Origin of the sequence: Pseudoalteromonas sp. LC2018020214 (assembly GCF_016598755.1) — a bacterium.
In the GTDB taxonomy this organism is placed as follows: Bacteria; Pseudomonadota; Gammaproteobacteria; order Enterobacterales; family Alteromonadaceae; genus Pseudoalteromonas; species Pseudoalteromonas distincta.
In genome coordinates, this window is sequence record NZ_CP066804.1 from 3,191,851 (window position 1) to 3,213,354 (window position 21,504).

The following is a 21,504-nucleotide window of genomic DNA, read 5'->3' on the forward strand; positions in this document are numbered from 1 at the left end:
AAGATCATGAAACACACAATATGCTTTGGTGAAGTACTGGTTGATTTACTTTCAAATAAATTAAGCCAAAACAGCAACGAACACGAAGCGTTTACCAAGTTTGCAGGCGGTGCGCCTGCAAACGTAAGCGTAGCCATTGCAAAGCTAGGCGGTAATGCCTACTTTGCAGGAATGCTAAGCACTGATAGCTTTGGCGACTTTTTACATACTGCATTAAAAGAGCAGGGTGTAAAAACCGACTTTATGCGTTTTACCAACCAAGCAAAAACAGCTCTCGCGTTTGTATCACTCGATAACGATGGCGATCGCACGTTTGAGTTTTACCGTGATAACACTGCCGATTTGCACTTTAGTAACGATGACTTTAGTCGCGAATGGTTTGAGCAATGCGATATTTTTCATATTTGCTCAAACACATTAACCGACAAAAACATCAGAAACACCACCGCTTACGGTGTTAAATTTGCAAAACAAAATAACTCAATTGTGAGCTTTGATATTAACTTGCGCCTCAATTTATGGCCAAGCGATGCCAACCCTCGCGAGCATATTTTACCGTTATTAAAAGACTGCTCAATTATTAAAGCCTCAAAAGAAGAGCTTGAATACTTAGCGGGTGAGCAATCGAGCGATGAGTTTATTGCCCAAACACTTAATAACGGTTGTGAGCTATTTGTAGTTACCGATGCAGGCAACCCTATGCATTGGTATACAAAAAATGCCAAGCAAACGCTTCACCCTAAAAAGGTTACTATGGTTGATGCCACCGCTGCAGGAGATGCGTTTGTAGGTGGACTGCTATATCAACTAGGCTTACAAAACCTGACACCCAGCTCTTTTAGCGAGCTTTGCAACACGCCTGAAATACTAACAACTATTTTTGAATTTGCTTCGTTATGTGGTGCCCATGCCGCATCTTACAAAGGGGCATTTAACTCCCTACCTAACCAAAAGTCTCTACACGATTTTAGGAGCGAACTATGAAAAGCACACCTGATAACTTTAAAAGCCGTGAATTTTTAACGCAGCACATTAGCGACACGTTAGCGTTTTATGAGCCAAATATTGACGATGAACACGGTGGTTTTTACCAAAACTTTTCTGATAACGGCGAGGTATTTGATAAACACACGCGCCACTTAGTAAGCTCTACTCGTTTTGTATTTAACTATGCACGCGCGCACCAAACCTTTAGTGACGAAAAGTACCTAAACCGTGTTAAATCGGGGATTGAGTTTATTCGTAAGCATCACCTTGTTGAGCAAACAGGTGGCTACAACTGGTTATTAAAAGTTGAAAACGGCCAAGCCACCGTGCTTGATAACACCAATCATTGCTATGGCTTTGCATTTGTTATTTTAGCGTACAGCTGGGCATATCGCGCAGGTGTTACTGAGGCGCGCGAATACCTCAACGATACATTTCAAACAATGGAAACACATTTTTGGGATGCAAAAGCCGGTTTATATAAAGATCAACATAACAGCGACTTCACAAAATGTGATTCATACCGCGGCCAAAATGCCAACATGCATACTTGTGAAGCACTTATTGCCGCCTATGAAGCCACAAAAGACGAAATATTTTTAAACCGTGCGCTCACACTTGCCGACAACATGGTTAACCGCCAAGCTAATTTAATGGGCGGATTAATCTGGGAGCATTACGATATAAATTGGCAGGTCGATTTAGAGTACAACAAAGACGATCCTAAAAATTTATTTCGTCCGTGGGGCTTTCAACCTGGCCATCAAACAGAGTGGTCAAAACTGCTTATGTTTTTAAATAAGCATAAGCCACAAAAATGGCTTATTGAACGCGCTCAAGCCTTATTTGATAACTCAATAAATGTAGCATGGGATAAAAAACACGGCGGTATTTGCTACGGCTTTGCTCCTGATAAAACTATTTGCGATGACGATAAGTACTTTTGGGTGCAAGCCGAAACTCTGTGTTGTGCAGCGTATCTTTATCAAGCAACAGGGGATGAAAAATATCAGCAATGGTATGACAAAATTTGGCAGTATTCGTGGCAGCATTTAGTTGATCATAAATACGGAGCCTGGTTTAGAATTTTAACCGCTGACAATAAAAAAATAGACACGATGAAAAGCCCAATAGGTAAAACTGATTACCATACAATGGGTGCCTGTTTTGATGTGATCGAGCTATTAAAGTAACTATGTAGTCATAACTTTTACAGTGTTGTGTAGACCTTTTAACCGCCAGTTTGGCGGTTTTTTTTGCGCTGGATTTAATTCACCTCAAAAAGGGCTATCAACTTAACAAAATAATATTTTTTTACAGCCATTTTTTTAAACCTAATCTTTTGAATACCACACCAATAATAGAAAATTTTGCACGCCAGCAGCGTATAGTAATATTAAAGATATAAAAATAAGAGAACAGGTAATGCCCAACGAGAAAGATCCCCACGCCATATGTACAAGCGAACAAGTTGCTTGGCCACGTATTGCCGCAATTGCTGCAATGCTAAGCTTTTCATTACCCACATTTATAACCGGCTTAGAAATTCATCAAAATTCAAGTGTGAGTAATACACTTTGGGCGTTAGTCATTGGATCTATCATTTTAACCGTAATTGGCGGTGCCATGGGCACAATAGGTGTAAAAAGCCGCTTAAGCTCTTATCTGTTAGTGAAAATAGCCTTTGGTAATGCAGGTGCTGGCATTGTAAATATAGCTTTTGCTTTGTCATTAATTGGCTGGTTTGGAGTAAATATTGACTTGTTTTCGAATGCAGTAGTACGTCTACTGAGCGCTGAATTTAATATTACTATGCCTGAGTGGCCAATTGATATAGCTGCTGGCTGCGCCATGCTCATAACCACATTATACGGATTTAAAGCTATTAATGTACTGGCTTCTATTATGATTCCCATTTTAGCTGTTGTGACCGCAATGATGCTATTTGGCGCATTAGATAACATGCCATTTATTGATTTTATTAATTTAGAAAAGTCGGCAGACTTATCACTTGAAGATGGTGTAGCCGCTATTGTTGGTGGCGTTATTATTGGCGCAATTATCTTGCCCGATATAACCCGTTTTTCTAAACAAAAACGTGGCGGCATATACACCTCTTTTATTGCTTATATGATTATTGAACTGCTCGTTATTTTTGTAGCTGTATTTGCAGCAGCCGCCATGCAAGAAACCGAAATACTCAGTTTAATGCTTGCGCTCAACCTAGGATTTTCGGCTTTTTTTATTGTGATTGCAGGAAGTTGGATTTTAAATTCACTAAACTTATACAGTACCGCACTCAGTGTAGAAGCAACTTTTCCGCATTGGCATAAAAAGTGGGTTATTGTTTTATTAGGGCTAGTAGGAATTGGCGCGGCATTTATAAATATTTTAGATATGTTTATTAGCTTTTTAGCATTTTTGTCAGATATTTTTGTGCCCGTTGCAGGCGTTATTATTGTTGATGCATTATTTATAAAGCCTGATGCGTACAACGCCAGTACGCTTACCAATAACGCGCGCTTTTCTATACCTGCATTTACAGCTTGGTTTGTAGGTGCGGCATTTGCTGTGTGTAATGGGGCAATATTTAACGTGTCATTGAGTGGCATTACCGTTATTGATGCTATTATTTTAACCGCAATTATTTATACTTTTTTTGTAAAGGTAATTAAACCAAAACCAGTTAATAAGCACTTATAACTAATCAAGGCGCTAATCAGCGCCTTGTTCGTCTTCTTCTATTTTCATTTCGTCTCGCCATCTTAGCTTTTCAAGCGGGTAGCCTAAAAAGAACTTGGCTCGCTCAAGCACGATACGTGTGGTTAATTTTTTAATCGTATAATTACTACTGCCCGTTAACTTATCGCACATTGCGTTAAGCGCCTGAATATCTGCAAAACAACAAAACGAAATGTAATCAATATCACCACTTAACTGCATGCAATCCATTATTTCAGGGATATCGTGTATTTCAGCTAAAAATTTACGCCTAGCAGCTAAATTATTGTCCTCAAGAGTAAATTCCATATAAGCAAACACATGCTCACATATTTGTTCAAGATTAATATCGGCATGAAATGTACGAAAATACCCAGCTTCTTTTAATGCTTTAACGCGTTGAAAACAAGCGCTGGGAGAAAGGTTTACTCGCTCTGCTAACTCTACATTAGTGAGATCGGCAGTAAGATGCACTATTGCTAATATTTTTTGGTTATATCTGTCTATTTTTATCGTTTTTTTCATAACTGGTTTCACATTGAAAAATAATTAATTTTGTAAACCTATTGTCAAAATGTACATAAAACTTAGCGCCTGTTAGGTATTTTCACAATATGTTTGTGCTCATTTGAGGTTTTACAAAATATTATTTTGTCTGAAAAAGCGACAATGTTTGTACGTTAAAAACATTACCTTAGTCGTGACATTAGGACATATAACATGAGCAGATACAATAGAACAAAATTCCATAAAACGCTTTTAGCATCGGCGGTGAGTTTATCGTGCTTGTCACACGTTAATGCACAAGAACAAAATAATACAGCCAACACTATCGAAAAAATTTCTGTTATCTCTCGAGGACGTGTTGAGTCAATTCAAAACGTGCCAGACTCTGTTACCGCCTTTAGCGCCGATACGATTGAAAAATCTCGTATTACCAGCTTTCGTGATGTTGCTAATTTAACGCCTAATCTATCGCAACTTGATAACTTTAGACCCGGCCTTGCGCGCATAACTATTCGAGGGTTAATTACACCGCAAGTAGGCGATCCGCCACTGGCGTTTGTTGTTGATGGTGTAACCGCCCCCGATTTAGAGTTTATTAACCAAGACTTAGTAGATATTGAGCGCATTGAAGTTATGCGTGGCGCGCAGGGCGCGTTATACGGTAGAGGCGCTATTGGTGGTGCGGTCATTGTTACGACAAAAAAACCTATTGAAGACTTTGAAGGTAAAGTTAAAGGCTCAATTGGTAATGGTAATACATATAACCTAAATGCAGTTGTGTCAGGGTCGTTAAATGATGAAAACACGGCTTATTTTAGAGCCGGTGGTTATATAAAAGATACCGATGGCCTTATTAAAAATACTTACACGGGTGATAAAGCCGATCCATTAAAAGAACAATCTGTATTTTCGCAATTAGAATTTGAATTGACTGAAGACACATCAATAAACCTTAAAGGTAAATACACGTCAAGCGAAGCAGGTTTTGCTTACTATCAAAGCGTAAACGATGACACCATTGAAGACTTCTCTATTAATACCTCACAAAATATTATTAACGAAGATGAGCGTGATGTATATGAGCTAAGCGCTAAGCTGACGCAACATTACGATTTAGGGAAATTTGAATTTGTTACCGCTTACAGCAATTCTGAAAATGAACATTTTTACGATGGCGACTACTCAGCTGATGCAACCTTTATTGACGAAGACGGTTTTTTTAGAGCACCGTTTGGTACTGAGGGATTATACGACATTGAATCGTTAACTGTTGAGTCTCGCTTTATATCTCAGTCAGATCAGGAGTTTAGATGGTCTGTGTCGGCATTTTATCAACAGCGCGACCGAGACACTGCGGTACTTTTTTATGATGACTTTACGGATGCACAAATACTCACCCGTAAAGACTTTGCAAACGATGAACCTTACTTATCTATTATCGATAATAACAGCAGTGATGCGTGGGCTCTTGCGGGGCAATTTAACTACGATATTACCTCGCAGTTAGAGCTAACCGGCGCACTACGTTACGATCACGATACTCGCGAGTCGTTTGACCCAACTAATAAAACAGATACTTACGCTAAAAAGTCGTTTAGCCAACTACAGCCAAAAGTAACTTTAGGATACCAAGTTACGGATGACTTTTTACTTTATACAGGTTATTCGCACGGATTTAGAAGTGGCGGCTTTAATGAGCCTGCAGAAGGAATTAGCCGTACCTTTAACCAAGAAGTGTCTGATAGCTACGAAATGGGTTTTAAAACGTCTTTGTTTGATAGCAAATTAACCCTTAATGGAGCTGCGTTTATTATTGACCAAGACGATGCTCAATTTACGCAATTTAATGTAGATACATACACCCTCGAAAATCTATCAATTGATGAAGTGCAAACCAAAGGCTTAGAGCTAGAAGCGGCCTATGCAGCCACCAGCAATTTAAGCATAAACCTAAGCGCCGGTATTATTGATTCAGAAATAAAAAGCTTTGCACTGCGCCCTGAGCTTACTGGCAGAGCACAGTTTTGGGTCCCTGAATACAACTACAGCATATCGGCCAATCATAATACGCAATTAAATGGTCAGTGGTCACTGTTTTCCCGCGCTGAGGTATTAATAGAAGGGCCTAAAACCTTCAGCATTGATATTCCAGATGTAGAGTCATCACGCTACACCTACCTCAATGCCGGGATTGGCATTAAATCTGAGCAATGGACAGTGCAAGTTTACGTAGACAACCTCACTGATGAGCGTGCCATTGAAGATATATTTTTATATGGCGATGGGATTACTGAACTTGCGCGCCAACCTAATAAACCACGTAGTTACGGCGTAGAGCTAAGCTACGACTTTTAATTTCAACTCTCAAATAGCTGCTTTAAACAATCTTAAGGCAGCCTCTTTTTTAGATAACCAATAGCGATACACACATGCAAATTCTTAATCGTGAACAACTAATTGATATTTTATACGGCTGCGCCATTTTAGGTACCGGTGGTGGCGGTGAGCTAAGTGAAGGCATAAATTACATTGACGAAGCCCTTGCACTAGGTAAAACGTTTAAACTTATTAGCGCAGATGAAGTACCCGCAGGCGAACTTGTATGCACACCTTATATTTTAGGGGCAATCTCGCCACTAACAGATACGGAAGAGCGAGCTTACGCTAATCTCCCACGGACAGGTAAGCATTCTATTTTAGCGGCCTACGATCGCGCCCTTGAGTACATGAATAAAGAGTCCATTTACGGAACGATTTGTTGCGAACTAGGTGGCGCTAACACTGCGGTATCGTTTTATTTAGCGGCTATGTTTGACGGCTATATTATTGATGCCGATCCTGCTGGACGAGCAGTTCCTGAAATTACCCACTCAACCTATTATTTAAATAATTTACCCGCAGCACCAATTATTACCGCAAACGAATTTGGCGAATGCTTTATTTGTGAAAACGTTATGGATGACTTACGCGCTGAAACCGTAGTGCGTGCCCTTGCCAAAATAAGCCGTAACGACATCGCGGCCATTGATCATATTCTTCCTATTGAACAGATGAAAGATGCGGTTATTCACGGCACGATAAGTAAAGCATTAAAGCTTGGAAGAGCCATGCGTGAAGCCAACAACTCAAATGAAAACACTATTAATGTAGTTGCCGAGCAAGGTAATGGATTTGTCGCGTTTGAAGGAATTGTTAGTGAGTTTGAATTTAAAACACTTGAAGGCTTTACCATAGGCGAAGTTATGCTTGCTGGCACTGGCGAGTTTGCTGGTAACAGTTATAAAATTACGGTTAAAAACGAAAATATGGCTGCGTTTTTAAATAAAGAAGTACACGTTACCATCCCTGATTTAATTTGTTGCCTAAACACACAAGCGGGTACGCCAATCACCAACCCAAATTATGAAATAGGTATGCCTGTATCCGTTGTTATTTTGCCAGCACCTGTTGAATTTACAACACCAAAAGGACTTTCTATATTTGGCCCTAATTACGCAGGTGTTAAGAGTGATTATCGCCCTGCTATAAATAGTTAACTATTCAGCTCTAACCTGAATTATTATAAAGCTTAACGTGGTTAGCGTTTAACCCGTTAAGCTTTTATATCAATAACTCACTTCCAACCTGCAATACTCTTTTAATCAAAGTTAAAAAGCTATAATAAAAATCTTATATAGGTAATAATCTTTAAATTAATGGACTCAAGGATTATTTGGTATGCTAGGTTTTTGGTATAAGGAGTTTCCGCAATACCCTAAAGATCATAAAGACTTTTGGCGTACTCGTTTAATAGCCCACTCTTTACTAATAACTACGAGTTATTTTTTAGTTTTAACACTCCTCAACCTTTTCTACTTTGAAAGCTATGACATTGCTTTAATTGATGCCTTAGGGTTGACTATATCACTAGGTATCTATACTTGGTTTAATAAAACAGCCAACGTAAATGCAGCAGCATGGGCCGTTGCCCTTATGGTTGTTAGCTTAATAATGATGTTTGTGATTTCTGTAGGCGGACATGCGCATTCTTTATTTTGGGCAACGTTGATCCCGCCTTTTAGCTTTTTTTTAGTTGGAAGAAACTGGGGAAGCCTATTTAGTACAGTCGCTTTTGCTATTTGTGCGTATCTTGTGTATTTACAACAACAGCAAACTGTAACAATTGGCTTAGGCTCTTTATTTAATCTTATAGAGGTAAGCCTTGCTCATATTTTAATTTTTAGGTTTTACGAAAAAACACGGTTTTCGGCATACACTAGATTATCTATCCGTAACTTAGAAATTCAACACTTAGCAGAAACCGATAAGTTAACGGGACTTTATAACAGGCAAAAATTTGATTTTGAATTATCACAGTTAATTGCTAAAAATGACGTTTTTAAAACCCCACATTGCTTACTTATTTGCGATATAGACCACTTCAAAAATATAAACGATACCTACGGGCATTTGGTTGGTGATAACGTGCTAACTGAATTTGCAAAAATATTAAAAAGCAGTATGGGAAATAACGCACTTATTGCGCGATGGGGTGGAGAAGAATTCACTATTATTTTATCCAACACCTCTTTAAATGATAGCGCTAAAAAAGCCGATGACCTGAGAAAGTATATTGCCGAAAACACAGTTACAAATGTAGCATTTACTATAAGTATTGGATTAGCAACGATACAAAAAGACGATACAGTGCTAAAACTACTGGAGCGGGCTGATACAGCGCTATATAAGGCTAAAAATAATGGACGCAATAAAGTATGTGTTAGCGATAACGATTCAACCGTTATCGCTCAATCAACTTACTTAAATGGGTTTATAGCCTAAACTTAAGCGTACTGCCCACAAGCAAATCCACAGCTCCACGCATATTGGAAGTTGTAGCCTCCAAGCCAACCTGTTACGTCAGTTACTTCGCCTATAAAGTATAGGCCTTTAGCTTTTTTAGCTTCAAAGGTTTTTGAGCTCAACTCGTCGGTATCTACACCACCCAATGTTACTTCTGCTGTTCTATAACCTTCTGTGCCATTGGGTTTAATTTGCCACGCATGAATATAATTTACCAGCTCATCTATTTGAGCATGGGTAAGCTGATTAATATTACAATCTGGTATCGCTTTGCTTTCGTGCAGTATTTCTATAAAGCGTTTAGGTAAAATAGTCGCAAGGCTATTTTTTAAGGACTTTTGGGCTTGCGTTTCTCGCCAATCAGCAAGTTGCTGCCTTAAATCAATTTCAGGTAATAGGTTTATAGTTACAGCCTGCCCTGCTCGCCAAAATGAGCTTATTTGCAAGATTGCAGGGCCCGATAACCCTCGGTGAGTAAAGAGGATGTTTTCTTTAAATACGGTGCCGTCTTCGCTTGAAACTTCACAAGGAATGCTAATTCCCGAGAGCCCTTCAAAACGCTCTTTATCATGCTGATGCAAAGTAAACGGCACAAGTGCAGCCATAGTTGGTAACACGCTTAAGCCAAACTGCTCTGCAATTTTATAACCTATTGGTGTAGCCCCTAGTTTTGGCATAGTTAAGCCACCTGATGCTATAACTAACGACTCACACCTTAAGGTTTCTTGCTCTGTGGTAACGCTATAGCCGGTTTCGGTTTTTGATACGCTGATCACTTCACTGCGTAGTTTTATATTTACCCCGGCCCACTCACATTCGGTCAGTAAAATATCAACAATGTCTTGTGCATTGTTATCGCAAAAAAGCTGACCTAGTGTTTTATGATGATATGCCAAGCCATGTCTGTCTACCAGCTCAATAAAGTCATGCTGTGTATAGCGACTTAAACATGATTTAACAAAATGAGCATTTGCGCATAAGTAGTTATCAGGGGTTGCGTTTTCATTTGTAAAATTGCAACGCCCACCACCACTTATTAAAATTTTACGACCTGGTTTTTTCCCCATATCAAGTACTGTAACGCTTCGGCCACGGTATCCAGCTTGCGCTGCACACATTAACCCTGCTGCTCCCGCACCTATCACAATTACATCTACTTGACTCATTATTTTACCCTACTAAAAAATTTTTCCGATTATAGCAAAGTTTGATAGCTAACAACGTAGCATTTAAATTATTAGCAATAACACAACAAAAACGCATCAGTAATAAGTCGGAAATAATTACCCGCACAACAAACCAACCCTTTATACTTATTTTTAATTTATATGACAAATACTAAACAACGAGTAAACTGCTAAAAACCTGAGTTATAACTAAATGAAAGAGGTACATAATAAATTGATATTTTAACCTAGTTAACAGATCGTTTACTTTTGTTCCCGCATCGTGATCTTACATCACGAAATAATAAATAAAAATCTAGGGATAATTATGACAACAAGTAAAACTTTTAAAAGATGCGCAATTGCAATTACAGTTAGTACGCTTTTTGCTGCAACATCTGGCATGGCTCAATCAGTTTCAAGTTCAATGGCCGAAACATCGGCTAAACTACAAAGCCAAGGCGGTTTCGAAACTCAGTTCATTATTAAATATAAAAATAATAACGAAATGGCGAGCCTCTCAACTGCAGACGCAAGCCCAGCTAGCATGAAAAAGCGCGCACAAAGCTTTGTTAAAAACTTCGCTTTTAAAAAAGGTAAAGTAAAAGCAAAATACGTTCGTGCAATGGCACTTAATAATCATCACGTAATGCGTGCTGATAAAAAATTAAGTGCGGCTGAGGCCCAAGAGTTTATGCAAGAAATGGTTGATTCTGGCAATGTGGAATACATTGAAGTGGATCAAATGTTAAAGCCGTTTTCAACTCCTAACGATCCACGTTTTGATGACCAATGGCACTACTACGAGCAAGCCGGTGGTTTAAACTTGCCGACCGCATGGGATACCGCAACGGGTAGCGGTGTAGTTGTAGCTGTACTAGATACGGGCTACCGCCCTCATGCTGATTTAAACGCTAATATTTTACCGGGTTACGATATGATCTCTAACCTTTCGGTAGCTAATGACGGTGGTGGTCGCGATAGCGATGCACGCGATCCTGGTGATGCAGTTGCTGCGAATGAATGTGGCACTAACGGTGCACAAAACTCTAGCTGGCATGGCACGCACGTAGCCGGCACAGTTGCTGCGGTAACCAATAACGGTGAAGGTGTTGCAGGCGTAGCTTATAACGCAAAAGTAGTGCCTGTTCGTGTACTCGGTAAGTGTGGTGGTTTAACCTCAGATATTGCAGATGGTATTATTTGGGCATCTGGTGGAAGTGTTTCAGGTATTCCTGCTAACTCAAACCCTGCTGATGTAATTAATATGAGTTTAGGTGGCAGCGGTTCATGTAGCTCTACAACTCAAAATGCAATTAACACAGCACGTAGTAACGGCACTGTGGTAGTTATTGCTGCAGGTAACGATAACGATAACTCAGCAAACTACAACCCAGGTAACTGTAACGGTGTAGTAAATGTAGCCTCAGTGGGCCGTAATGGCGGCAGAGCTTATTACTCAAACTACGGTAGCAATATTGATGTTGCAGCACCAGGCGGCGCACAAAGCTTTGCAAACGACTCTGAAGGCGTTCTATCAACATACAATTCAGGTTCGTCTACACCTTCAAGCGACAGCTATGGCTTTTCACAAGGTACATCAATGGCTGCGCCTCACGTAGCAGGTGTTGCGGCACTTATTAAGCAAGCAAAACCAGATGCAACGCCTGACGAAATAGAAAGTATTTTAAAATCAACTACCCGTTCGTTCCCTGCAACATGTACTAGCTGTGGTACGGGTATTGTTGATGCTGCCGCAGCTGTTGCAGCAGCAAGTGGCGGCACTACTCCACCTACAGGTGGCGATAGCGAGCTTATTAATGGTGAAGCTAAAACAGGTTTAAGTGGGGCTGCAAATGCACAAGCATTTTACACGATGACAGTACCAAGCGGTGCAACTAACGTAACATTCACTATGAGTGGTGGTACTGGCGATGCTGATTTATACGTACGTGCAGGCAGTAAACCTACAACTACTACCTATGATTGTCGTCCATATAAAGGCGGTAATAGCGAAGAGTGTTCTATTGATAACCCTACTGCGGGAACTTACCACGTAATGCTTAACGGCTACTCTGCGTATTCAGCTGTTAGCTTGGTAGGTAATATTACTGGTGGTTCATCATCGGGTGGCGGTTCAGGTACTCCACAAGCAGGCGGCGGCACTATAAGCGATGTGTCAGCCAATACTGGGCAGTGGAAACTTTACACGTTAGATGTACCAGCTGGAATGAGTACGTTTACAGTAACAACATCGGGTGGCAGTGGCGATGCTGATTTATTTGTAAAATACGGTAGCCAACCAACAGCAAGCTCATACGATTGCCGCCCTTATAAAAATGGCAATGCAGAAACATGTACATTTACTAATCCACAAGCAGGTACTTGGCACTTAAGCGTTAACGCTTATAGCACTTTCTCTGGTTTAACGCTTAGCGGGCAATACCAACCGTAATTTAAAGTTTGGGCCTTTAATAAAAAAACCGATGTTGTTGCCAACATCGGTTTTTCAATAATAACTAGCAGATTAGTTAAAGCTAAAATCTACACTTTATTACTGTTATAGCTTCTCTAGTACTGATTCTGCGCGGCTTACAACAAACTCTTTGTCTTGTTCTACAAATAAACCTGTTACTAGCGCATTTTCAATAATCATAGCGTAACGCGTTGAACGTATACCACCAAAACTAGCAGTATCTTTATCAAGCCCTAACGATTTAGTGAAACTTCCATCGCCATCCCCAAGCATTGTAATTTCTTGCGCGTTTTGTGAGTCACCCCATGCTTTCATAACAAATGCATCATTAACGGATACACAGTAAATAGCATCAACACCTTTTGCTTTAATTTTATCAGCAAGGGTAATAAATTCAGGTAAATGGGCATTTGAACACGTTGGTGTAAACGCACCAGGTACTGCAAATAACACGACTTTTTTACCTTCAAACAATTCTTTATTTGTAAGAGATTGCATACCGTCGTCAGTTAATTGCGTTAACGTCACTGCTGGTAATTCTTGGCCTTGCTCAATCATGGTAATTCCTTGAAAAGATTAATACAGAATAAGTAACAATCGTACTACGTAGCCTACTACTATGTATAAAAAGTACGGCTAACTTAGTAGCTCAAAACAGCCTACCATAGAACGAAGAATACGCGCTGTATTAAGGTAAATTCAAATCATTTATAAAACTTGAAAAATCATTACCTAGCTTTTCATCTCGCAGACTGTACTCAACAATTGCTTTTAAGTAGCCTAACTTATCTCCACAATCGTGAGAGCGACCACTCATATGAAATGCTTCAACGGTTTCTTGTGCCATTAATGCGTCAATAGAATCTGTAAGTTGTATTTCACCGCCAGCACCTACAGACGTTTTTGCAAGTAGAGGCCAAATATTCTTACTCAGTACATATCGCCCTACAACAGCTAGATTAGAAGGCGCTAAATCTGCATCAGGTTTTTCAACCATTGCTTTAATTGCAGCACTTTTACCTGGCATTAACTCAACACCGTTTATATCAGCAATACCATATTTACTAACGTCTTCTTTAGCTACCGGCTCAAGCATTATTTGGCTTGCTTGAGTTTCTTTAAAGCGTTTAATCATGGCCGCTAAGTTTTCAGTTTCTTGGTCCGCAGTATAGGCATCAAGTATCACATCAGGCAGGAGCACAACAAAGTTGTTATCACCAACTATTGGTTTTGCGCATAAAATAGCATGCCCTAGCCCTTTAGCTTCACCTTGGCGTACACTCATAATAGTTACATCATTTGGACAAATAGAGCGAATTTCATCTAATAAAGCTCGTTTAACACGCTTCTCAAGAGTCGCTTCTAATTCATAACTTGTATCAAAGTGGTTTTCGATTGCATTTTTAGAGCTATGCGTAACTAATACAATATCTTTAATACCAGCGGACACACATTCGCTGACAATATATTGAATTAGAGGCTTATCGACTATTGGGAGCATTTCTTTTGGGATAGCTTTTGTCATAGGGAGCATTCTCGTCCCTAAGCCAGCTACTGGAATTACAGCTTTCATATCTGTCCTTAGTGATTAAGTTTGTAAATAAACTAGCAGATACAAAATAGATACCAGCTGAATAAAGTTACCTCTTTTGAAGAAGTAAATTTGAAGCTGCTTTTAAAGTGAAGACTCTACACTTTAGGAATATAAAATAGATAGGTAAATAGTGAACTTATTAATGATTTTGTTGTGGGGTGAGATTACATTAGCTAAACGAAAAAAGCCTGGGTTTGCTATAAATAACAAACCCAGACCAATAAATTTCTAACTAAAGGTAGAGTTGCAAAACCTTTTTATAATTAAAGACCTGCACGATCTTTAATTACTGCAATAAGTGGTGAGCTGGCAAAATTACCTTCAGCCCAAGCAATATCAGCACCATCTGTTAACGCACTTTTTGATAAGTTTTTAACTATATACTCACCAGTATCTACTGCATTACTAGCAACAGCATGACGTAATAAGTTATTACCATTACATTGTACTGCATCATAAATATTACGAATTTTTACACGAGAGCTTTTAAGCTTGCTGCGTAATCGGTTTTTATCGTCTGCCGCAATATATTCACAAATAGATACTGCTAATTGATCTTCAGCATTTACAGGTGCTGTATACGAAAACGAACTAACAGCTACAACGGCAGTAAGTGCAACTAGCTTTGGTAATTTAAACATGACAAACCCTTTATAATACTTTGTTCTTATATAGACTATCGAATATTATATCAATCTATCAAAATTTACGCAATAATGTTAACGTTCTTTATATAAAGTTACGAATTTATAACTAGATAAATTCTTGTCATCCGGATGGTTTTCTTGCTCTTCTTTCACGTACCAATTAGCAACTTTATTGTAATCTGGAAACTGTGTATCGCCTTTTACATCTAAATCAATAAAAGTTAGATACAGGCGTTCTGCTTTTGGTAAAAATTGCTCATAGATATTACCACCACCAATAATCATTACTTCTTCAGCAGTAGTAACGAGTTCTAATGCGGCATCTGGCGTAGTTACTACTTCAATACCCTGTGCAGTATATTCGCTGTTTCGAGTAATAATAATATTACGGCGCCCAGGTAATGGACGGCCTATAGACTCAAAAGTTTTACGACCCATGATCACAGGCTTACCCGTAGTGACCTTTTTAAAATGCTGAAGATCTGCAGGTAAATGCCATGGCATTTTATTATCTAGACCAATTACACGGTTATTTGCCATTGCTGCAATCATTGAAATTATCATAATAAAAACCTAGTACTTTATTCTTAAACAAAGAAAAAGGAGCATAAGCTCCTTTTTAGTAAATTCTATTTAATTAACGCTCGTAGACAACTTCTACGTCGTAATCATCTTCATCCCAGTCATCCCAATCATCATCATTTCCCTTACCTTTAGTGGCTTTTTCATGATAGGTATCCCACTTAAACTCAACTTCTTCATCTTCCACTTGTACAAACTTCTCTTTAGGCATGCTATCAAGTAGTGTCATTATGTTGTGGATTAATGGTTGAGTGTTAAGTTTATTAATTGCTGAAATGTGATAGATATTTTCAGTTTCGCCCAGCTCTTCTGCAATCGATTCGCATAACGCTTTTGCTTCATCCTCTGGTAATAAATCTATTTTATTAAATACTAACCAGCGTGGCTTCTCAGCTAATTTAGGGCTGTATTGGTGCAGCTCGTTAATAATCGAAAACGCATTATCAACAGGGTTTGAACCATCTACCGGCATTACATCAATGATGTGTAATAACACACGACAACGCTCTAAATGTTTCAAAAAGCGAATACCTAGGCCTGCGCCATCAGATGCACCTTCAATTAGACCCGGAATATCGGCTATAACAAATGATTTATTTGCTTCAGGACGTACCACACCTAAATTAGGAATAAGCGTCGTGAATGGGTAATCAGCTACTTTTGGTCTTGCTGCAGATACACTGCGGATAAACGTAGATTTACCGGCATTTGGCAATCCAAGTAAGCCAACATCAGCTAATAATAGTAACTCTAATTTTAAGTTACGTACTTCACCTGGTGTGCCTAATGTTTTTTGACGAGGTGCTCGGTTAGTACTTGATTTAAAACGCGCATTCCCCAAGCCGTGGAAACCACCTTTTGCAACCAAAATTCGTTGACCATGTTGCGTTAAATCGCCAAGCCCCTCTTGGGTATCAACATCCATGATGCGCGTGCCTACAGGCACCATAACAAATAAGTCATCAGCTTTTCGGCCTGTACAGTTACGGCTACGACCGTTAGTACCACGTTCAGCTCTATGGAAGCGCTCAAACTGATAATCAATTAAGGTATTTAAGTTTTCATCAGCTTGTAGATAAACACTACCACCGTCTCCACCGTCACCGCCGTCTGGTCCACCATCTGGAACATATTTTTCACGACGGAAAGACACGATGCCGCTGCCACCGTCTCCAGCTTCTGCGCGAATTTCTACTTCATCTACAAACTTCATGATTACTCACTTTAGGGATTGGCTTGTTTAATAACTCTATTATATACCCAAGCCAGCACAAATGCAGGCTTGGGTATATATTGGTTGACTACAAAACAAAAAACCCCGCAAAGGCGGGGTTTTTAACTACCTTACTGATTACTCAGTTACGATAGTTACGTATTTACGGTTTAAAGGACCTTTTTGTTCAAACTGAACTTTACCATCTGCTTTTGCGAAGATAGTGTGGTCTTTACCGATACCTACGTTAGTACCAGGGTGGAAACGAGTTCCACGCTGACGAACAATGATGCTACCCGCTAGAACTGATTCGCCACCAAAACGCTTAACACCTAGGCGTTTGCTTTCTGAATCGCGACCGTTACGAGTACTACCAGCTGCTTTTTTATGTGCCATTTCTAAGTACCTCTAATTAAGCGCTAATGCTAGTGATTTTAACTTCAGTGAACCATTGACGATGGCCCATTTGCTTACGAGAATGCTTACGGCGTCTAAATTTAACAACCTTAATCTTCTCACCGCGACCATGTGAAACAACCTCAGCTGTTATCTTGCCACCGTTTACGAACGGTACACCGATCTCGATTTTCTCACCATCAGCAACTAAAAGTACTGAATCAAATTCTACTGCCGCACCAGTTTCAACGTCTAATTTTTCAAGACGAATCGTTTGACCTTCAGTCACACGATGCTGTTTACCACCACTTTGGAAAACCGCGTACATAATTAACTCCGTCTGTGCACCCTCAAATCGGCGCAACTAAAATATTCTTCGATAGGGCGCGAAGTTTACGCTAACGCGAAATAACTAGCAAGCCTATTTTGTAATTAAAATGAATAAAAAGTAGCTGCTTTGAGAGCAATTCAATATTTACCCCATTTTATATTAATTGGCCCTTTTGCCAAGCGCTTTTTAACTCTTAACCGAAATAAATTAATGTACTCAAATATGACCCTCACAGCTCAATATCTAAGCACACCATAAACTGTATATTGATTATCAATTAATCAGTTATCTTGGCTAATTCAGTCTAAATTAAGTACTTTAATAGTGTTTTTTCAATCAATCGTCACAAAATATCGAGCTAGTGCATTTTTTGTTGTACAATCTGCGCCGTTCACACATAAAAATTGGCTCGGAGATCAATGGATATAAAAGCTATCCAGGCGTTAATCGAAAGCGATATGAATGACGTCAATCAACTTATACATGCGCAAATGCGCTCAGATGTGGCGTTAGTTAATCAGCTTGGTTTATATATAGTTAGCAGTGGCGGCAAACGCGTTCGTCCAATGCTGGCTATTTTAGCAGCAAAAGCGCTCGGTTATCAGGGTAAAGATCACATAACACTTGCAACAATTGTTGAGTTTATCCATACAGCAACGCTATTGCATGATGATGTTGTAGATGAATCAAACTTACGACGTGGCACGCCTACAGCAAATGCTGAATTTGGTAATGCTGCTAGCGTATTGGTTGGTGACTTTATTTACACTCGCTCATTTCAGCTTATGGTTGGCCTTGGAAAAATGCAGATTATGCAAGTACTTGCCGATGCAACAAACATTATTGCTGAAGGTGAAGTATTGCAGCTGATGAACTGCAATGACCCAGATACGACTGAAGCCAGCTATATGCAGGTTATTTACTCTAAAACAGCTAAATTATTTGAAGCAGCTACAGGCCTTGCTGCCATTATCACAGAGCAAGACCAAGCGACACTTGATGCACTAAACCTATACGGCATGCATTTAGGTACTGCGTTTCAACTAGTAGATGACGTACTCGATTACAATGCAGATGCTGAGCAGCTAGGTAAAAACATTGGCGATGATTTAGCTGAAGGCAAACCAACCCTTCCGCTTATTTATGCTATGCAACATGGTAGCGAGCAGCAAACGCAGCTCATTCGTGATGCAATAGAGCACAGTAATGGTATGGAGCATTTAGAAGAAATTTTAACTGCACTAAAACAAACTAATGCGCTTGAGTTTACAATGCAAAAAGCAGAGCTTGAGGCCGAAAAAGCCATTGCCTGTTTAGACTTTTTAGCTGAGTCTGACTATAAGCAAGCACTTATAAGCCTTGCCCGTATTGCGGTTGACCGCGACCACTAGTTTTAACTAGTTACACAGTGTGACATTAATTCTGAGCAATAAAAAAGCCTGCAAATGCAGGCTTTTTTGTTGCTTAAACCGGCTATTACGCCATGAAATCAACACCTTCTTTGATGTCTTTTTTCAGAGTTTCAAGCATGTCATTTTTTGCTTTTGTTTCAAATGCGCTTAGTTCGCCGTAAGAAAGAATTTCTTCTACGCCGTTTTTACCTAAACGTACTGGATGTGCAAAGTACTCTGCATCGCCATTTTCAACAGCAACGTAAGCGTAATCTACAACTTCTTCACCTTGTAGGCCTTTAACTAAAGACATACAAAAACGAGCTGCAGCAGCACCCATAGATAGCGTAGCTGAACCACCGCCTGCTTTAGCATTTACAACTTCAGTACCCGCATTTTGGATACGTGGAGTAAGTGCAGCAACTTCTTCATCAGTGAAAGAAACACCTTCAACTTGAGAAAGTAGAGGCAGAATCGTTGTGCCTGAGTGACCACCAATTACTGGTACTTTTACAGTTGCTACGTCTACGCCTTTAAGTTCAGCAACAAATGCTTCTGAACGAATAACGTCAAGCGTAGTAATACCGAATACGCGTTTAGCGTCGTAAGTACCTGCTTTTTTGAATACTTCAGCAACAATTGGAACTGTGCCATTTACTGGGTTAGTAATAATACCTACTAACGCTTTAGGGCAGCTGGCAACAATGCCTTCTGCTAAAGTTTTGATGATGCCAGCATTTACATTGAATAAATCAGCACGATCCATACCTGGTTTACGTGGCATACCCGCTGGGATAAGAACGATGTCAGAACCTTCAAGCGCTTTATTTAAATCGTCTGCGCCAAAGCCTGCAACTTTAACATCTGTTGGGATGTGAGAAAGGTCAACCGCAACACCTGGTACTACTGGTGCAACATCATAAAGTGATAATTCAGAGCCAGCTGGTAAGCCTGTTTTTAATAATAAAGACAACGCTTGGCCGATACCGCCTGCAGCACCTAATACAGCAACTTTCATTGGAATTCTCCGTAATTTGAGGTAGGAAACATTTGTGGCTCTTAAGATAATGAAATTAGCGACTAAAAACAAATTTATCCTGTCTATTTCAAGTATATTTTCGACCATAGTCGTAAACTTATGTGATTTAACGCATCAAACTGGCAAGTTAACTAAACAACTGCTGCATAATTATTCATTTTTGTGTAGAATTTGCGGCATAAATAACAAAAACGAATAAAGACTATGCAACCACAAGATAAACAAGAAGCACTGGTAAAAGCATTTAAATCACTATTAAAAGAAGAAAATTTTGGCTCTCAAGGCGAAATAGTTGATGCGTTAAAAGATCAAGGTTTTGACAATATAAGCCAAAGTAAAGTATCACGCATGTTAAGTAAATTTGGCGCTGTACGCACACGTAATGCCAAACAAGAAATGGTTTACTGCTTACCTGCTGAAATGGGTGTACCTACGGCTAAAAGCCCATTACGCCAATTAGTAATCGACATTATGCACAACGAAATGATGATCATCATTCGTACCAGCCCAGGTGCTGCTCAGCTTATTGCACGTTTATTAGATTCATTAGGTAAAGCAGATGGCGTACTAGGAACTATTGCCGGCGATGACACTATTTTTATCGCTCCTGCTAAAATATCTGAAATAGATGTAACACTTGAACGCGTTCGCATTTTATTTGATACGGTTTAATAGCAAATTAAATTTGTTTTAAAAACCCTATTGAAGGTGCAAAGAAAGCAGAGCCCATATCGGCTTGAGTAAAATCAAGCCAGTGGTCGTAGCAATCCCCTTCCCCTAAACGACTATTAAGTACTTTTTCAAATGCGGTGCCCGTACAAGCGCATGTAATTGATAACATTCCCTGCTCATACACGTCGCCATAAGGCATGCTTTGATTTAATAGTAGCGGTTGTCCGTGTTCGTCTTTTAGCTCACTTCGCGAAGCATGGCTGGTTTCGATCGCTGGGGTAATTAGCGTGTTATCAAGACGCGTACGTCCCATTATTTGCTCTTGCTCACTCAATGATAAGTGCTGCCACATAGTTAAGTCATGCTTATAACGCTGTACATGAATATAACTCCCCTGATCTTCAAAGCTACCAGGGTTGCTGATTAAAGCCGTAGCGCGCTTTTTTCTTCCATGTGCGGTGTCGCCACCATAAATAAAACCGTTAAAATCACGACCATCTAAAAAACGAAAATTACGAATTTGCTCCACCAGCTCTACATCGGGGGCAAATAATTTTAAAATTTGCAGCGCAAATAAATGGTTAACGTCTTCGCGGTCAGAGCGAATTTGCACAAATAAATCGCACGGTTGTACGCTCATTTGATGATCGCTATGGTTTATATTGGGAAAGCTCTGTAATTCGCTTGGGATGTATTCAGGGAGGATATGCGGCCAATATTGCGCACCAATAGCAACCATACAAGAGAGCATTGATTCTGAAAATTGATCGCTAAATTCTTCTTCAATAGCGCTTACTTGTTTTAACTTTGCGCGAAGTGATTCATCTTGACCATCAAACACATTAAAAAATAAGTGCAAACCGTGTAAGTTTGCTTCAGCACAAATCCCTGATTGCGCTTGCGCCATTGTTATTCCTTAGTTTTACAGATAAAAACACAG

The 21,504-nt window shown here is 39.6% G+C and carries 20 protein-coding genes; 9 read left to right on the top strand and 11 right to left on the bottom strand.

Translation table 11 applies throughout. The features are described from left to right. The first annotated feature begins 6 nt into the window (after positions 1 to 6). The 3 genes from JG479_RS14200 (at position 7) to JG479_RS14210 (ending at position 3,690) form a co-directional block, all read left to right on the top strand. Complete coding sequence (locus JG479_RS14200; RefSeq protein WP_200219536.1) at positions 7 to 984, top strand: carbohydrate kinase family protein; 978 nt, start codon at positions 7 to 9, stop codon at positions 982 to 984. After that, on the top strand, positions 981 to 2,180 hold the full coding sequence (locus tag JG479_RS14205; protein WP_200219537.1) for an AGE family epimerase/isomerase: 1,200 nt from the start codon (positions 981 to 983) through the stop codon (positions 2,178 to 2,180). Before JG479_RS14200 ends, JG479_RS14205 begins: the two co-directional genes overlap by 4 nt. Positions 2,181 to 2,412: 232 nt before the next feature. Then, on the top strand, positions 2,413 to 3,690 hold the full coding sequence (locus JG479_RS14210) for a purine-cytosine permease family protein (protein ID WP_200219538.1): 1,278 nt from the start codon (positions 2,413 to 2,415) through the stop codon (positions 3,688 to 3,690). Between the two features lie 12 nt (positions 3,691 to 3,702). On the opposite strand, the gene JG479_RS14215 is transcribed toward JG479_RS14210, so the two are convergent. Continuing rightward, positions 3,703 to 4,233 carry an Lrp/AsnC family transcriptional regulator gene (locus tag JG479_RS14215; protein ID WP_002957736.1) on the bottom strand — a complete coding sequence of 177 codons (531 nt, stop codon included), beginning with the start codon at positions 4,231 to 4,233 and terminating at the stop codon, positions 3,703 to 3,705. Between the two features lie 195 nt (positions 4,234 to 4,428). On the opposite strand from JG479_RS14215, the gene JG479_RS14220 reads away from it, so the two are divergent. The 3 genes from JG479_RS14220 (at position 4,429) to JG479_RS14230 (ending at position 9,036) form a co-directional block, all read left to right on the top strand. Beyond that, entirely contained in the window at positions 4,429 to 6,570 is a 2,142-nt protein-coding gene (locus JG479_RS14220) for a TonB-dependent receptor (RefSeq protein ID WP_200219539.1), read from the top strand. Between the two features lie 74 nt (positions 6,571 to 6,644). Beyond that, on the top strand, positions 6,645 to 7,751 hold the full coding sequence (locus JG479_RS14225; protein WP_200219540.1) for a DUF917 domain-containing protein: 1,107 nt from the start codon (positions 6,645 to 6,647) through the stop codon (positions 7,749 to 7,751). Between the two features lie 181 nt (positions 7,752 to 7,932). Beyond that, entirely contained in the window at positions 7,933 to 9,036 is a 1,104-nt protein-coding gene (locus tag JG479_RS14230) for a GGDEF domain-containing protein (protein WP_197120794.1), read from the top strand. 2 nt (positions 9,037 to 9,038) lie between these two features. Here JG479_RS14230 and JG479_RS14235 read toward each other — a convergent pair whose 3' ends face one another. Continuing rightward, positions 9,039 to 10,223, bottom strand: coding sequence for an NAD(P)/FAD-dependent oxidoreductase (locus JG479_RS14235; RefSeq protein WP_200219541.1), 1,185 nt, complete (start codon positions 10,221 to 10,223; stop codon positions 9,039 to 9,041). A 328-nt stretch (positions 10,224 to 10,551) separates the two neighbouring features. On the opposite strand from JG479_RS14235, the gene JG479_RS14240 reads away from it, so the two are divergent. Beyond that, a complete protein-coding gene (locus tag JG479_RS14240) occupies positions 10,552 to 12,678 on the top strand; it encodes a S8 family peptidase (RefSeq protein ID WP_200219542.1) in 2,127 nt (708 codons plus the stop codon). A gap of 105 nt (positions 12,679 to 12,783) precedes the next feature. On the opposite strand, the gene JG479_RS14245 is transcribed toward JG479_RS14240, so the two are convergent. The 7 genes from JG479_RS14245 to rplU all read right to left on the bottom strand — a co-directional run bounded on the left by JG479_RS14245 (position 12,784) and on the right by rplU (position 17,459). After that, positions 12,784 to 13,257: a peroxiredoxin gene (locus tag JG479_RS14245; RefSeq protein WP_024594812.1), complete on the bottom strand. Its 474-nt coding sequence runs from the start codon at positions 13,255 to 13,257 to the stop codon at positions 12,784 to 12,786. A 130-nt stretch (positions 13,258 to 13,387) separates the two neighbouring features. Beyond that, positions 13,388 to 14,272 carry a UTP--glucose-1-phosphate uridylyltransferase GalU gene (gene galU / locus JG479_RS14250; protein WP_024594811.1) on the bottom strand — a complete coding sequence of 295 codons (885 nt, stop codon included), beginning with the start codon at positions 14,270 to 14,272 and terminating at the stop codon, positions 13,388 to 13,390. Between the two features lie 284 nt (positions 14,273 to 14,556). Further along, positions 14,557 to 14,934 (bottom strand): DUF3718 domain-containing protein, encoded by a 378-nt coding sequence (locus JG479_RS14255; RefSeq protein ID WP_002957744.1) that lies wholly within the window; start codon positions 14,932 to 14,934, stop codon positions 14,557 to 14,559. Between the two features lie 78 nt (positions 14,935 to 15,012). Beyond that, complete coding sequence (gene folA, locus JG479_RS14260; protein WP_002957745.1) at positions 15,013 to 15,504, bottom strand: type 3 dihydrofolate reductase; 492 nt, start codon at positions 15,502 to 15,504, stop codon at positions 15,013 to 15,015. A 73-nt stretch (positions 15,505 to 15,577) separates the two neighbouring features. Further along, positions 15,578 to 16,735: an Obg family GTPase CgtA gene (gene cgtA, locus JG479_RS14265; protein WP_002957746.1), complete on the bottom strand. Its 1,158-nt coding sequence runs from the start codon at positions 16,733 to 16,735 to the stop codon at positions 15,578 to 15,580. A 138-nt stretch (positions 16,736 to 16,873) separates the two neighbouring features. Further along, positions 16,874 to 17,131, bottom strand: coding sequence for a 50S ribosomal protein L27 (gene rpmA / locus JG479_RS14270; RefSeq protein WP_002957747.1), 258 nt, complete (start codon positions 17,129 to 17,131; stop codon positions 16,874 to 16,876). 16 nt (positions 17,132 to 17,147) lie between these two features. Then, entirely contained in the window at positions 17,148 to 17,459 is a 312-nt protein-coding gene (rplU, locus tag JG479_RS14275; RefSeq protein WP_002957748.1) for a 50S ribosomal protein L21, read from the bottom strand. 422 nt (positions 17,460 to 17,881) lie between these two features. Between rplU and ispB the strand changes: the two genes are divergently transcribed. Next, the gene (ispB, locus tag JG479_RS14280; protein WP_024596483.1) at positions 17,882 to 18,853 is read left to right on the top strand and encodes an octaprenyl diphosphate synthase; all 972 of its coding nucleotides are present in this window, start codon (positions 17,882 to 17,884) and stop codon (positions 18,851 to 18,853) included. Between the two features lie 85 nt (positions 18,854 to 18,938). Here the strand turns inward: ispB and mdh are convergent, their stop codons facing one another. Further along, on the bottom strand, positions 18,939 to 19,871 hold the full coding sequence (gene mdh / locus JG479_RS14285) for a malate dehydrogenase (protein ID WP_002957751.1): 933 nt from the start codon (positions 19,869 to 19,871) through the stop codon (positions 18,939 to 18,941). Positions 19,872 to 20,096: 225 nt separating this feature from the next. Between mdh and argR the strand changes: the two genes are divergently transcribed. Further along, on the top strand, positions 20,097 to 20,564 hold the full coding sequence (argR, locus tag JG479_RS14290; protein WP_002957753.1) for a transcriptional regulator ArgR: 468 nt from the start codon (positions 20,097 to 20,099) through the stop codon (positions 20,562 to 20,564). 7 nt (positions 20,565 to 20,571) lie between these two features. On the opposite strand, the gene JG479_RS14295 is transcribed toward argR, so the two are convergent. After that, entirely contained in the window at positions 20,572 to 21,471 is a 900-nt protein-coding gene (locus JG479_RS14295; protein WP_200219543.1) for a Dyp-type peroxidase, read from the bottom strand. Positions 21,472 to 21,504: the final 33 nt, after the last annotated feature.